Below are 13486 nucleotides of genomic sequence, written 5' to 3' on the forward strand. Positions count from 1 at the left end.
GGATCTGCACAGTGCCGTAAGGCCCTATCCGGGCCGAAAATGGCAACCTAGCTTGGGGTCATGACTGCCGGAGGCTCCGCGGGGTTAGACGGACCCGCCTCGGACGCAATGTTGAAGCTGGGCCGATTTTTCACGAAATGGGACCAGACCGACGACGGCAGGGCGGTGTTCCGGGAGGGCGGCCGCAAGGGCGACATTTTCTACCGGGACCGGTGGAGCCACGACAAGGTGGTCCGCTCCACGCACGGGGTGAACTGCACCGGCTCGTGCTCCTGGAAGGTGTACGTCAAGGACGGCATCATCACCTGGGAATCCCAGCAGACCGACTACCCCTCCGTCGGCCCGGACAGCCCGGAATACGAGCCGCGTGGCTGCCCGCGCGGCGCGGCCTTCTCCTGGTACACCTACTCGCCCACCCGTGTCCGGTTCCCCTACGCCCGGGGCGTCCTCGTCGAGATGTACCGCGAGGCCAAAGCCCGGCTGGGTGACCCGGTGCTGGCCTTTGCCGACATCGTGGGGGACCCGGAGCGCCGCCGCCGCTACCAGCTGGCCCGCGGCAAGGGCGGCCTGGTCCGGGTCTCCTGGCAGGAAGCGATCGAAATCGCGGCCGCCGCCCACGTGAACACGATCAAGACCTACGGTCCGGACCGCTGCGCCGGCTTCTCGCCGATCCCCGCGATGTCGATGGTCTCGCACGCGGTCGGAACCCGCTTCATCCAGCTCATCGGCGGGGTGATGACCTCCTTCTACGACTGGTACGCGGACCTGCCCGTGGCCAGCCCGCAGGTATTCGGGGACCAGACCGACGTCCCGGAATCCGGCGACTGGTGGGACGCGGGCTACCTGATGATGTGGGGCTCCAACGTCCCCGTCACCCGGACGCCGGACGCGCACTGGATGGCCGAGGTGCGGTACCGCGGCACCAAGGTCGTCACGGTCAGCCCGGACTATGCGGACAACACGAAGTTCGCCGACGAATGGCTCCCCGCCCAGGCCGGAACCGACGCGGCCCTGGCCATGGCGATGGGCCACGTCATGCTGAAGGAATTCTTCGTTGAGCGTGAGGTCCCGTTCTTCTCCGACTACGTCCGCCAGTACACGGACCTGCCGTTCCTGGTCCGGCTCGAACGGCGCGACGACGGCACCCTCACCCCGTCGAAGTTCCTCACCGCTCGGGACATCCCGGCCGAGTCCCTGGCCGAGGATGCGGCGTTCCGCACCGTGCTGTTCGACAAGACGTCCGGACGCCCCGCCGTCCCCAACGGCTCCATGGGGTTCCGCTACTCCGGCAGCGGCGAGGGCAAATGGAACCTGGACCTGGAGGGGATCGAAGCGGCACTGTCGCTGCGCGAAGTCTCCGCTGCGAGCGCCGAGATCCTGCTGCCCTGCTTCGAGGAGGCCGACGGCACCGGCAGCGTGCTCCGCCGCGGGGTGCCCGTCATCGAGGTGGAGGGCCAGCTGGTCACCACCGTGTTCGACCTTATGCTGGCCCAGTACGGCGTGGGCCGCGCCGGGCTCCCGGGGGAGTGGGCCGCCGGCTACGACGACGCCGCGACGCCCTACACCCCGGCCTGGCAGGAGGAAATCACGTCCGTCCCCGCGCGGGCCTGCATCCGGGTGGCGCGCGAGTTCGCCCGGAACGCCGAACAGTCCAAGGGCCGGTCCATGATCATCATGGGCGCCGGGATCTGCCAGTGGTTCCACGGCGACACCACCTACCGGGCGGTGCTGGCCCTGGTGATGCTGACCGGCTGCATGGGCCGCAACGGCGGCGGCTGGGCGCACTACGTGGGACAGGAAAAGACCCGGCCGGTCACCGGCTGGCTATCGCTGGCCAATGCCCTGGACTGGGCCCGGCCGCCCCGGACCATGATCGGCACCGGCTACTGGTACATGCACACGGACCAGTGGCGGCAGGACGGCTACTCCGCGGACGCGCTGAAGTCCCCGCTGTCCACCGGGGCCATGGACGGCATGCACACCGCCGACGCGCTGGCCCAGTCCGCCCGGCTCGGCTGGATGCCCTTCTACCCGCAGTTCGACCGCAACCCGCTGGACCTCGCGGACGAGGCGGAGGCCGCCGTCGCCGCCGGCACCGCGACGGACACGCCCGGCTACATCGCGGACGCGCTGAAGAACCGCACCCTGAACCCGGCGATCGAGGACGTCGACGCCCCGGAGAACTGGCCGCGGACGCTCGTGCTGTGGCGCTCCAACCTGTTCGGCTCCTCCGCCAAGGGCAACGAGTACTTCCTGAGGAACCTGCTGGGAACGCACAACAATGTCCTCGGCAAGGACCACGCCGAAGGCCTCAAACCCCGGGACGTGAAATGGCACGACCAGGCGCCCGAAGGGAAACTGGACCTGCTGGTCTCCGCGGACTTCCGGATGACCTCCACGACGCTGCTGTCCGACGTCGTGTTCCCGGCGGCCACCTGGTACGAAAAGCACGACCTGTCCTCCACCGACATGCACCCCTTCGTGCACGCCTTCACCCCGGCGATCGACCCGCCGTGGGAGACCAAAACGGACTTCGACATGTTCCACCTGCTGGCCCAGGAGTTCTCCCGGCAGGCCAGGACGCACCTGGGCGTGCGCCGGGACCTGGTCAGCGTGCCGCTGCAGCACGATACGCCCGGCCAGCTCGCCCAGCCCGGCGGGATCGTCCGGGACTGGCGGGACACGTCCATCCCCGCGGTCCCCGGGCAGAACATGCCCGTTTTTTCCGTCGTGGAGCGGGACTACACCGCCATCGCGGACAAGCTGGCCGCCGTCGGGCCGCTGGCCGACAAACTGGGCTTCACGGTCAAGAACGTCACCTACAAACTCGCCGGACCCCTGGACCGGCTCAGCCGCTCCAACGGCGTGATGCTCGGCGGCGCCGCGGACGGCCGTCCCGCGATCGACACCGACGCGAAAATGGCCGAGGCCATCCTGGCCTTTTCCGGCACCACCAACGGCGCGCTGTCCGTGCAGGGCTTCAAGGACCTGGAACTCCGCACCGGGAAGAAACTTGCGGACCTGTCCGAGGGGTCCGAGGAAAAATTCATCACCTTCGCCCAGACCCAGGCCGGCCCCGTCCCGGTGATCACCTCGCCGGAATGGTCCGGCTCCGAAACGGGCGGGCGGCGCTACGCCCCCTTCACCATCAACATCGAACGGCTCAAGCCCTTCCACACCCTGACCGGCCGGATGCACTTCTTCCTCGACCACGACTGGATGATCGACATCGGCGAGGCCCTGCCGATCTACCGGCCGCCGCTGGACATGCACAAGCTCTTCGGCGAACCCAAACTCGGCCAGGACGGGGCCATGGAGGTGGTGGTCCGCTACCTGACCCCGCACTCCAAGTGGTCCATCCACTCCGAATACCAGGACAACCTGCTGATGCTCTCGCTCTCCCGCGGCGGACCGACGGTCTGGATGAGCCCCGCCGACGCGGACGCCATCCAGGTCAAGGACAACGACTGGGTGGAGTGCCTGAACATCAACGGCGTCCTGGTGGCCCGGGCCATCGTCAGCCACCGGATGCCGGCCGGGGTGGTCTACGTCCACCACGCGCAGGAACGCACCATCGACGTGCCGAAGTCCGAGGCCACCGGGCGCCGCGGCGGTATCCACAATTCCGTGACGCGGCTGCTGGTCAAACCCTCGCACCTGATCGGCGGGTACGCCCAGCAGGCCTACGCGTTCAACTACCTCGGCCCCACCGGGAACCAGCGCGACATGGTCGCCACCGTCCGCCGTCGTTCCCAGGAGGTGCAGTACTGATGCGTGTTATGGCTCAAATGGGCATGGTCATGAACCTGGACAAATGCATCGGCTGCCACACCTGCTCCGTGACCTGCAAGCAGGCCTGGACCAACCGTGCCGGCACCGAATACGTCTGGTTCAACAACGTCGAAACCCGCCCCGGCCAGGGGTATCCGCGCCGGTACGAGGACCAGGACAAGTGGCAGGGCGGCTGGGTGCTGAACAAACGCGGCAAGCTGGTCCTCAAGGCCGGCGGCCGGGTCAAGAAGCTCTTCGGGATCTTCGCCAGCCCGGTCCAGCCCGAACTCAAGGACTACTACGAGCCGTGGACCTACGACTACAAGACCCTCGTGGACGCGCCCCTGGGCGATGATTTCCCGGTGGCCCGGCCCAAGTCCCTGATCACCGGGAAGGACACCAAAATCACCTGGTCGGCGAACTGGGACGACGACCTGGGCGGTTCCACCGAGCACGGGCACCTGGACCCGATCGTGGAAAAGGTCCGGCGGGACTCCGAAGACAAGATCAAGTTCGCCTACGAGCAGACCTTCATGTTCTACCTGCCGCGGATCTGCGAACACTGCCTGAACCCCTCCTGCATGGCCTCCTGCCCCTCCGGCGCGATCTACAAGCGCGTGGAGGACGGGATTGTCCTGGTGGACCAGGACAAATGCCGCGGCTGGCGGCAGTGCGTGACCGGCTGCCCGTACAAGAAGATCTACTTCAACCACAAGACCGGCAAGGCCGAGAAATGCACCTTCTGCTACCCGCGGGTGGAGGTGGGGCTGCCGACGGTCTGCTCGGAGACCTGCGTGGGCCGGCTGCGGTACCTGGGGCTGTTCCTGTACGACGCCGACGCCGTCACGGCCGCGGCGTCCGTCACGGACCCCCAGGAACTCTACGACGCCCAGATGGACGTGCTGCTGGACCCGAACGACCCCGCCGTCCAGGCCGAAGCCCGGGCGCAGGGCATCCCGGAGGACTGGATTGACGCCGCCCGGCGCTCGCCGGTCTACGCCCTCGCCAAGGTCTACAAGGTGGCCCTGCCGCTGCACCCCGAATACCGGACCATGCCGATGGTCTGGTACGTGCCGCCGCTCTCACCGGTAGTGGACCTGCTGCGCGACCAGGGGCACGACGGCGAGGACGCCGGCAACCTCTTCGGCGCCATCGACGCGCTGCGCATCCCGGTGGAATACCTCGCGGAACTCTTCACCGCCGGCGACGCGGACCGGGTCACCGCGGTGCTGAAGAAACTCGCGGCGATGCGCTCCTTCATGCGCGGCATCAGCCTCGGCAACGACCCGGACGACTCCATCCCCGAAGCCGTGGGCATGGACAGCCAGACGATGTACGAGATGTACCGGCTGATGGCGATCGCGAAATACGAGGAGCGGTACGTCATCCCCAAGGCCCATGTGGAACAGGCGCACGACCTGGAGGAGATGGGCTGCTCGCTGGACTTCGAAGGCGGCCCGGGCATGCAGGATTCCGCCCCGTTCGGCGAAGCCAGCGGCCGGCCCGTCCCGGTGGCGGTGGAAACCTTCAACGCCCTGCGCGACCGGCAGACCTCCGACGCGGCGCCCGGCGAAACGACCCTGCGCGGCCGGGTGAACCTGCTCAACTGGGACGGGACGGGGGCCCCCTCCGGGCTGTTCCCGGAAAAGGCGCTCTTTCCGGAAAAGCCGCTGCTTCCGGAAACCGCGCCGGGCCCCGGCACCCCGGCGGGCGGCGAGCGGTCATGAGCCGCCGCGAGCAGGTGGTCTATCTGGCGGCGTCCTGGTGCCTGTCCTACCCGGACGAGGACCTGATCGGCAAGGTGCCGCTCATGCGGGCCGCGCTGGCCGAGTTCCGCGGCGCGGCCGCGGACTTCCAGGAGGTGCTGGATTCGCTGGAATCCATACCGCCGATGGAAAGCCAGGCCCGGTACGTGCGCGAGTTCGACCTCGGCAAGCGCCACGCCCTGCACCTGTCCTACTGGACGGACGGGGACACCCGGCGCCGCGGCGAAGTCCTGGGCAACTTCAAGAAAACCTACCGGCAAAGCGACATCCTGGTGGACACCCACGGGGAACTGCCTGACTACCTGCCGATGGTGCTGGAATACGCCGCGCTCGTGGACCTCGCCGCCGGCCGTGAGCTGCTGACCCGCTTCCGGGCGAGCCTGGAGATGCTCCGGTTCGGGCTGCTCCGGGATGAGCTTCCGCACGCCCGGATCCTGCAGGCCATCTGCGCCACGCTGCCCGGGAAGTCGCCGGCCGACGAGCAGGCGGTGATGCGGATGGCCGGCTACGGCCCGCCCGCCGAAGCGGTGGGCCTGGATCCGTACGATCCGCGACTGCTGCCCGTGAAGGGGGCCTGACCATGCTGGTGTCCGAGACCGGGCCCGGATCCGCCGTCGAACTCTCCGCCCTGGACATCGTGCTCTGGGGCGTCCTGCCCTACATCATGGTCGTTGTGCTGGTCGGCGGCCTTATCTGGCGCTACAAGTACGACCAGTTCGGCTGGACCACCCGATCGTCCCAGCTCTACGAATCGCGGCTGCTGCGGATCGCCTCACCCTTGTTCCACTTCGGCCTGCTCGCCGTGATCGCCGGCCACTTCTTCGGGCTGGTCATTCCGATGGCCTGGACCCAGGCAGCGGGAATGAGCCAGGACTTCTACCACTTCAACGCCCTCTTCGTGGGCGGCATCGCGGGGGTGGGCACACTCGGCGGGATCCTCCTGCTGATCTACCGCCGCCGCACCACCGGGCCGGTCTTTATGGCCACTACCAGGAACGACAAGACCATGTACGTGGTGCTGACCGCCGCCATCGTGTTCGGCCTGTGGACCACCCTGGCCAGTGTTTTCGAGGGCGGGCACGGCCACAACTACCGCGAGACGGTGGCCCCGTGGTTCCGCTCCCTGTTCGTCTTCCAGCCGGACCTGGCGGCCATGGCGGCCGCGCCGTTCTCCTTCCACCTGCACACCCTCGTGGGCATGGCGCTGTTTGTGATCTGGCCCTTCACCCGGCTGGTCCATGCCTTTACCGCCCCGTTCCACTACCTTTTCCGTCCCTACATCGTCTACCGCTCCCGGGACCGGGACGGCAGCAAGGCGGGCGCCCCGGCCGCGCGGGCCTCCAACGTCGCGGCCCGCCGCGGCTGGTCCGCCGTCGGAACCCGCGACCGGGACACCCGGAACCGCTGATCCGGGCCGCAGCCCGGCGCGCAATAGATGTCGAACTGAGAGGACCACCAGTGGCCGGATCCGAGCCTTTTCCGTCGGCCGCCCCCGCAGGGCGGACCCTGAACCTCGTGCTCGCCACCTCGGCGTCGGTAGTCGGTTTCTGGGCCTGGAACTCGGTGGCCACCCTCGGCGCGTTTTACACGCAGACCCTCCAGCTCACCCCGGCCGCCACGGGCGTGCTCGTGGCCATGCCCGTGTTCGTCGGCTCGCTGGGCCGGGTCGTCGTCGGCACCCTGACGGACCGGTACGGCGGCCGGGCCATGTTCACCTTCGTGCTGTTGGCCTCCATCCTCCCGATCCTGCTCGTGGCGGTTGGCGGGCTCCTCGGTTCCTTCGCCCTGGTGCTGGGCGCCGGGCTGCTGCTGGGCGTCGCCGGAACGGTCTTCGCCGTCGGGATTCCCTTCGTCAGCGCCTGGTACGAGCCCTCCCGGCGCGGCTTCGCCACCGGCGTCTTCGGCGCAGGGATGGGCGGCACGGCGCTGGCCGCCTTCCTGAACCCGCGGCTGGTCGCCGGGATCGGCTATTTCCCCACGCACCTGCTGATCGCGGGGATCCTCGCTGTCATGGCGGCCCTGGTCTGGTTCCTGATGAAGGAAGCCCCGGGCTGGACCCGCAACAACCTCCCCGTCCTGCCCAAGCTGGTCGACGCCGCGAAGACCCCGATCACCTGGAAGCTGTGCTTCCTCTACGCCGTGGTCTTCGGCGGCTTCGTCTCGTTCGCCACCTACCTGCCCACCTACCTCCGCGACGTCTACAGCTTCGACCCGAGCGGCGCCGGGGCCCGCACCGCCGGCTTCGCGCTGGCGGCGGTGCTGGCACGGCCCGTGGGCGGGGTGCTCGCGGACAAGTTCGGGCCCAAGCCCGTTGTGATCACCTCACTGGCAGGTGTCGCGGTCCTCGCCTGGGTGGTGAACCTGCAGCCCGACGGCGAGGTCCCCGCCGGCCTGACATTCGTCGCCATGGCGGCGGCGCTGGGACTCGGGGCGGGCGGGGTGTTCGCCTGGGTGGGCGTGCTCCCCCCGCCGGGGAAAGTCGGCAGCATCAGCGGCGTGGTCAGCGCCGCCGGCGGACTCGGCGGCTACTTCCCGCCGCTGATCATGGGAGCGACCTACGACCCCGCGACGCACAGCTACTCGATCGGGCTGCTGCTGCTGGTCGTCACGTCGCTTGCCGCGCTGGCCTTCACGATCTTCGCCGTCCCGGGCCGGGCCAAGGCGAAGGTCGCCGCCTAGACGGGAGCACCGGGTGTCAGCCGAAGGCCAGATGCGCCACCGTGAAGATCGCGAGCCCGGCGAGGGCGCCCACCACGGTGCCGTTGATCCGGATGAACTGCAGGTCCTTGCCGATCTGGAGTTCGATCTTCTCCGAGGTCTCCTCGGCGTCCCAGCGGGCCACGGTATCGGTGATCACGCCCGCGATGTCCGAGCGGTACGTCTTCACGAGGTACCCCGCGGCGTCCCCGATCCACTTGTTCACCTTGCCGGCCAGCTCGGGGTCAACCACCAGCCGGGTGCCGAAGTCATGCACGGCGGCCTTGAACCGGACCGTCAGCTCGCTGTGCGGATCGTCGACGGCGGAGAGCAGCGCGGCCTTGATGGTCCCCCAGGTGCGGGAGGCGAGTTCCCGGATCTCGGGATCGCCCAGGACCTGCGCCTTGATGCCTTCGGCCCGGGCGATCATCACCGGATCATGCTGGAGGTCCTGCGCGAGGTCCTTGAGGTACTTATCGATCGACAGGCGCACCTGGTGCCGCGGGTCGGACTGCACCGCGCGGGTGAACTTCAGGATCTCCACGTAAACCTTGTCGCCCACGAGCCCGTCCACGAACGAGGGCACCCACGTCGGGGAACGGTCGGTGACCAGCCGGTTGACCGTTTCCTGGTTGTCCCGCACCCAGTCCACGGTGCGGTCCACGAGCAGGTCCACCAGGGCGTGGTGGTGGCCGTCCTCGAAGATCCGCTGGGCGACCCGGCCCACCGGAGGACCCCACGGCGGGGCGAGCAGATGCCGGCGGACCATGCCCTCGATCACGGCCTGGACGTCGTCGTCATTGAGCACGGTAAAGGCGCCGCGGATGACGGCGGCGCCCTCCTTGGCGACGCGCTCGGCGCCGCCGGGCCCGGAGAGCCAGGCCCCGGCCTTCCGGGCAATGTCGACGGAGGCCAGTTTTTCCTGGACCACCTGCTCGGAGAGGAAGTTGGTCTCCACGAATTCGCCCAGCGAGGCGCCGATCTGGTCCTTGCGCTGCGGAATGATGGCGGTGTGCGGGATTTTGAGGCCCATCGGGTACTTGAACAGCGCCGTCACCGCGAACCAGTCCGCGAGGGCGCCGACCATGCCGCCTTCGGCCGCGGCCCGGACGTATTCCAGCCAGGGGTACTGCTTCTGCAGGGCGAAGGCGACCACAAAGATGATCGCCATCAGGACCAGCAGCGAGAGCGCCAGCAGTTTCATCTTCCGCAGCGCGGCGGCCTTCTCGGCGTCGCCGGCGGACACGGTGTGGCGGCGGGCGGCGTCGCCGGCCGCGGCAGCTCCGGCGTAGCCGTGGTCTTCCGGACGGGCACTTGGCTCAGTTTTCACCTGCATGTGCCCAGCCTAGTCCCGCTTGGGCAGCGGTTGTCGGCTAACGTGGCAGCATGACGACTGCCGAGACCACCGCAGCCCGTCCGCTGGTCTACGCCCACCGCGGTTCGAGCGGCGCGTTCGCCGAACACACCCGGGCCGCCTACCTGCAGGCCATCGCCGACGGCGCCGACGGCGTGGAGTGCGACATCCACCTCACCCGGGACCAGCACGCGGTGCTCCTGCACGACGCCAACCTGGACCGCACCTCCGACGGCACCGGGCCGGTCGCGGACCGGACCCTCAACGAGCTCCGGCAGCTGGACTTTTCCTCCTGGAAGGGCGTCCGGATCCCGGACGCATACGGTGCCAGGTCCACCCAGCTGCTGACGCTTCCGGAGCTGCTGGTCCTGCTGCAGGCCGCCGGCCGGGAGATCGGCCTGGCGATTGAGCTCAAACACCCCAGCCCCTTCCAGCTCAAGCTGGAAGACCGGGTCCTGGAGGTCCTCCGGTCCCAGGGGTGGGATCCGGCGACGTCGCGGCTCGGCAAGATCACGGTGTCCTTCATGAGCTTCAGCCCGGATTCGGTGAAGCACCTGCTGAAATCAGTCCCGTCCGACGCCGTGTGCCAGCTCGTGGACGACGTCAGCGTCCTGGAGATCCGCGAGGAGCTTGGCCTCGGGGCGATCACCGGCGGGGCGCTCGCGAACCTGATGAAGGCAGCGCAAACCGAAGCCGAGCGGATCCTGGACGACTGCCAAACCGGGCTTGCCGGACCGGGCATCGACTACGTCCGCGGGCATTCCCGGACCATCCGGCGCTGGCTTAATTCCGGCCGCCGCTTCCGGGTGTGGACCGTGGACTCGGAAAACGACGTCGCGCTCTGCCAGGAGCTCGGGATCCACGAGATCACCACGAACCGGCCCGCGCAGGTCCTCGCCCAGCTGTCGGCCGGCACCCAGAGCCGCCGCTAGACCGGCGGCCGCGGATAGCGGGCACCCCGTGGCTGTGATTGAGTTGTTCCATGCCTTCTCGCTGGTCCGGCCGGGACACCCAGACGCTTTCCGCCGCGGCGATGAGCGCCCTGCTGCTGGCCAGCGCCGCGAAGCACTTCGAGGATCCCGGTTTCTTCGACCCGGTGGTCCCGGACTTCCTCTGCCGCGACGACACCGGCGAACGCCCCAACAGCCCGCTCGCCGTGCTGTCCCGGGAGGAGTGGGTGGCGCTCAGCGGCCTGCTGGAGGCGGGCGCCGCCGTCGGGCTCCTGGTCCCGGCGACCCGCCGTGCCGCCGCCGGCTGCGTCGCGGCGATGTTCACCGTTTTCCTCGCCGGACACCTCGACGCCCTCCGCAAGGCGTACGGCCCGGACGGGACGCCCGGCCAGCGCCGGGCGCACACTTTGCGGCTGCCGCTGCAGGCGCCGCTGATCGTCTGGGCGTGGAGACTGCGCAGCCCGGTCCCGCGGTGAGGCTCCTGCAGTCCCCGGCCGTCCGGGTCGGGCTGTCCATCAGCATCGCCACCGGCCTCTATGGCGTGTCGTTTGGCGCGCTGTCCGTCACCTCCGGGCTCGACTTCTGGCAGACCATGGCGTTGAGCCTGCTGCTGTTCAGCGGCGGCTCGCAGTTCGCCTTCATCGGGGTGGTGGCCGGGGGCGGCTCCGGCGTCGCCGCGATGGGTGCGGCCACCTTGCTGGGCATGCGCAACGGGATCTACGGCATGCAGATCAACGCCCTGCTGCGGCCGCGCGGCTGGCTGCGGTTCGCCGCCGCCCACGTCACCATCGACGAATCCACCGCCACGAGCACGGGTCAGACCGACCCGCTCGAGCAGAAGCGCGGCTTCTGGACCGCAGGCCTGGGCATCTTCGTCCTCTGGAACCTGTTCACCGCCATGGGCGCACTGGCCGGGGCGTCGCTGGGGGATCCCAAGCAGTGGGGCCTGGACGGTGCCGCCGTCGCGGCATTCCTGGGTCTGCTCTGGCCACGGCTCAAGGGCCGCGAGCCGGTGGCGATCGCCGTCGTCTGCGCCCTGGCCACCGTGCTGGCCGTACCGTTTGTTCCCGCCGGGGTGCCGATCCTGGTAGCCGCGGTGGTGGCCGCAGCTATCGGGTGGTTCAGCCACGGCCGCAGCGACGAAGGGATGGAACCGGACATGGACCCCTACGCCGAACACCCGCACCCGCACGGGCGTCCCTCCGGGGATGCCGCATGAGCCTGTGGATGTGGCTGCTGCTCTCCTGCCTGCTGGCCTACGCCTGGAAACTGCTGGGCTATCTGGTCCCCGCCAGCGTGCTGCGCGACCCCCGGATGTCCCGGATCGCCGGGACCATGACCATCGGGCTGCTGGCATCCCTGACGATCGTGAACACCGTGGCCTCCGGCCAGACGCTGGCGCTGGACGCACGCCTGGGGGCACTCGCCGCGGCAGGCATCGCCCTGCTGCTACGGGCGCCGTTCCTGGTGGTCGTCCTCGCCGGGGCCGGCGCGGCAGCGGGACTCAGACTGCTGGGCTGGGGCTAGCAGCTCCGCTACCTCCTGCCACACCGCTCCGTAACGGTCTTTAGTCCCTACTTGCCGCCAACGCCCCGTGGGAGCATACGGATATGAGCGACAACGAGGATCCGGATACGGCTGCGCCCGGCAAGGGCCGGAACCCCAAGCCGCACGAGCCGTTCGTATCGCCGGGGGCGGAGTCCACCCGGGAACTGCGGGAGATGGCCCGCCGCCGGCGCGAGGCTGAGGAGAAGCTGCAGCATCACGTGCAGGCGGCCCAAGAGAAGCCGGCGGACGATTGATGCTTAGAGCCCGGCTCTCGGAGCGACTGCAGGACCTCCTGCTGGACAACGACGCGCTGGAGGATTTCCTCCGGCAGTTGTCGGCCCTGGCCGCCGAGTTCGCCGCAGCCGAAACGGGCCGCCCGGTGCGGTGCTCGGTGCGGCTGGCCCGGCGCCGTCAGCCGACGGTCCTGGCCGGCAGCAGCCGGGAGGCGCTGGCACTGGACAGTCTGCAGGACGGTGTGGCGGAGGGCCCGGGACTGGAGGCCCGGGAGACCGGGCTGGCGGTGCTGGTCCCGGACACAACGATGGATCCCCGGTGGAGGCGCTACCAGCGGGCCGCCGCCCAGCGTGGGAACCGCAGTATTCTCGCGGTAACGCTGCTGGCGGACCGGGACGCAACGGCCGTCCTGACCTTCTCGTCGACGTCCGGCGAGGCGTTCGACGACGGCGCCGTGTCAGCCTGCGGGGCGCTCGCGGTCCGCGCCGCCAGGGTGATGCGGCTCGCTGTCCGGTTGGACGCCGCCAAGGGCCTGAACCGGGACCTGCTGCAGGCCATGCGGTCACGGACCGTGATCAACCTGGCCACCGGAATCCTCATGGCGCAGAGCCGCTGCTCGCAGACCGAAGCCTTCGAGTTGCTGGCCAAGGTATCCAACACCAGAAACGTCAAGCTCCGGGTCATTGCCGAGGAGATTCTCCGGCGGTTCGACAGCAGCCCGGCCGGAACGGCCTTCAGCGCCTAAGCTCTTACCGCGGGGCTCCGAGGCCGGTGAGCCTGAGGATGAGCTGCAGCCCGTCGGGGGTTCCGGGCCAGTGCCGGCGCACCGCATCCCCGCCCGCCCGCGCGATCACCGAGCGCAGCACGAGGGCGACGATGATCACGTCGTCCGCGTACCCGATCACGGGCACGAAGTCCGGCACAATATCGATCGGCGAGAGCAGGTAGGCCAGGAGCAGGGCCAGCCGAATCCGCACCCCGGCGTCCAGGGTCTTGTCAGCGAGCAGCCGCCGCAGGAGCCGCAGCAGGTCCGGCAGCAGCCGCAGCGCGTCCTTCATCGCGACCGTTTCCGGGTGCCGGCGCGCATAACCCCACAGGAGTAGCAGCAGAACGGCGTAAACCAGCAGCACGCCGCCAACAGCGCCGGCCACGGTTTCCCATGACAC

General features: G+C 69.1%; 13 protein-coding genes. 11 read left to right on the top strand and 2 right to left on the bottom strand.

What is annotated here, in order from left to right:
- Positions 1 to 60: 60 nt before the first annotated feature.
- From ACZYZ5_RS08955 to ACZYZ5_RS08975, 5 genes are read left to right on the top strand one after another with little or no spacing between them, the layout of a single operon-like run.
- Entirely contained in the window at positions 61 to 3771 is a 3711-nt protein-coding gene (locus ACZYZ5_RS08955; RefSeq protein ID WP_463901053.1) for a nitrate reductase subunit alpha, read from the top strand.
- Complete coding sequence (narH, locus tag ACZYZ5_RS08960; RefSeq protein ID WP_463901055.1) at positions 3771 to 5498, top strand: nitrate reductase subunit beta; 1728 nt, start codon at positions 3771 to 3773, stop codon at positions 5496 to 5498. The genes ACZYZ5_RS08955 and narH overlap by 1 nt, the downstream gene beginning before the upstream one ends.
- A complete protein-coding gene (gene narJ / locus ACZYZ5_RS08965) occupies positions 5495 to 6115 on the top strand; it encodes a nitrate reductase molybdenum cofactor assembly chaperone (RefSeq protein ID WP_463901057.1) in 621 nt (206 codons plus the stop codon). The genes narH and narJ overlap by 4 nt, the downstream gene beginning before the upstream one ends.
- Before the next feature lie 2 nt (positions 6116 to 6117).
- Positions 6118 to 6945: a respiratory nitrate reductase subunit gamma gene (gene narI / locus ACZYZ5_RS08970; RefSeq protein WP_463901059.1), complete on the top strand. Its 828-nt coding sequence runs from the start codon at positions 6118 to 6120 to the stop codon at positions 6943 to 6945.
- Positions 6946 to 6995: 50 nt separating this feature from the next.
- Complete coding sequence (locus tag ACZYZ5_RS08975; protein WP_463901061.1) at positions 6996 to 8216, top strand: MFS transporter; 1221 nt, start codon at positions 6996 to 6998, stop codon at positions 8214 to 8216.
- Positions 8217 to 8232: 16 nt separating this feature from the next.
- On the opposite strand, the gene ACZYZ5_RS08980 is transcribed toward ACZYZ5_RS08975, so the two are convergent.
- The gene (locus ACZYZ5_RS08980; RefSeq protein ID WP_463901119.1) at positions 8233 to 9438 is read right to left on the bottom strand and encodes a DUF445 domain-containing protein; all 1206 of its coding nucleotides are present in this window, start codon (positions 9436 to 9438) and stop codon (positions 8233 to 8235) included.
- A 182-nt stretch (positions 9439 to 9620) separates the two neighbouring features.
- On the opposite strand from ACZYZ5_RS08980, the gene ACZYZ5_RS08985 reads away from it, so the two are divergent.
- The 6 genes from ACZYZ5_RS08985 (at position 9621) to ACZYZ5_RS09010 (ending at position 13065) form a co-directional block, all read left to right on the top strand.
- The gene (locus ACZYZ5_RS08985; RefSeq protein ID WP_463901063.1) at positions 9621 to 10520 is read left to right on the top strand and encodes a glycerophosphodiester phosphodiesterase; all 900 of its coding nucleotides are present in this window, start codon (positions 9621 to 9623) and stop codon (positions 10518 to 10520) included.
- A 50-nt stretch (positions 10521 to 10570) separates the two neighbouring features.
- Positions 10571 to 11014: a DoxX family protein gene (locus tag ACZYZ5_RS08990; protein WP_463901065.1), complete on the top strand. Its 444-nt coding sequence runs from the start codon at positions 10571 to 10573 to the stop codon at positions 11012 to 11014.
- Positions 11011 to 11757 (top strand): AzlC family ABC transporter permease, encoded by a 747-nt coding sequence (locus tag ACZYZ5_RS08995; protein WP_463901120.1) that lies wholly within the window; start codon positions 11011 to 11013, stop codon positions 11755 to 11757. The genes ACZYZ5_RS08990 and ACZYZ5_RS08995 overlap by 4 nt, the downstream gene beginning before the upstream one ends.
- On the top strand, positions 11754 to 12065 hold the full coding sequence (locus ACZYZ5_RS09000) for an AzlD domain-containing protein (RefSeq protein WP_307458128.1): 312 nt from the start codon (positions 11754 to 11756) through the stop codon (positions 12063 to 12065). The genes ACZYZ5_RS08995 and ACZYZ5_RS09000 overlap by 4 nt, the downstream gene beginning before the upstream one ends.
- 83 nt (positions 12066 to 12148) lie before the next feature.
- Entirely contained in the window at positions 12149 to 12340 is a 192-nt protein-coding gene (locus ACZYZ5_RS09005) for a hypothetical protein (protein ID WP_463901067.1), read from the top strand.
- A complete protein-coding gene (locus ACZYZ5_RS09010; RefSeq protein ID WP_463901122.1) occupies positions 12340 to 13065 on the top strand; it encodes a GAF and ANTAR domain-containing protein in 726 nt (241 codons plus the stop codon). The genes ACZYZ5_RS09005 and ACZYZ5_RS09010 overlap by 1 nt, the downstream gene beginning before the upstream one ends.
- A 4-nt stretch (positions 13066 to 13069) precedes the next feature.
- Here ACZYZ5_RS09010 and ACZYZ5_RS09015 read toward each other — a convergent pair whose 3' ends face one another.
- Positions 13070 to 13486, bottom strand: a complete 417-nt coding sequence (locus ACZYZ5_RS09015; RefSeq protein WP_463901069.1) for a YkvA family protein — start codon at positions 13484 to 13486, stop codon at positions 13070 to 13072.

The organism is Pseudarthrobacter ribosi (assembly GCF_055412865.1).

Excerpts from the sequence above, each read along its gene's own strand:
- ACZYZ5_RS08985 (WP_463901063.1), top strand. The coding sequence starts at position 9,621 with ATGACGACTGCCGAGACCACCGCAGCCCGTCCGCTGGTCTACGCCCAC.
- narJ (WP_463901057.1), top strand. The coding sequence starts at position 5,495 with ATGAGCCGCCGCGAGCAGGTGGTCTATCTGGCGGCGTCCTGGTGCCTG.
- ACZYZ5_RS08990 (WP_463901065.1), top strand. The coding sequence starts at position 10,571 with ATGCCTTCTCGCTGGTCCGGCCGGGACACCCAGACGCTTTCCGCCGCG.
- narI (WP_463901059.1), top strand. The coding sequence starts at position 6,118 with ATGCTGGTGTCCGAGACCGGGCCCGGATCCGCCGTCGAACTCTCCGCC.
- narH (WP_463901055.1), top strand. The coding sequence starts at position 3,771 with ATGCGTGTTATGGCTCAAATGGGCATGGTCATGAACCTGGACAAATGC.
- ACZYZ5_RS09000 (WP_307458128.1), top strand. The coding sequence starts at position 11,754 with ATGAGCCTGTGGATGTGGCTGCTGCTCTCCTGCCTGCTGGCCTACGCC.
- ACZYZ5_RS09005 (WP_463901067.1), top strand. The coding sequence starts at position 12,149 with ATGAGCGACAACGAGGATCCGGATACGGCTGCGCCCGGCAAGGGCCGG.
- ACZYZ5_RS08955 (WP_463901053.1), top strand. The coding sequence starts at position 61 with ATGACTGCCGGAGGCTCCGCGGGGTTAGACGGACCCGCCTCGGACGCA.
- ACZYZ5_RS09010 (WP_463901122.1), top strand. The coding sequence starts at position 12,340 with ATGCTTAGAGCCCGGCTCTCGGAGCGACTGCAGGACCTCCTGCTGGAC.
- ACZYZ5_RS08980 (WP_463901119.1), bottom strand. The coding sequence starts at position 9,438 with ATGAAACTGCTGGCGCTCTCGCTGCTGGTCCTGATGGCGATCATCTTT.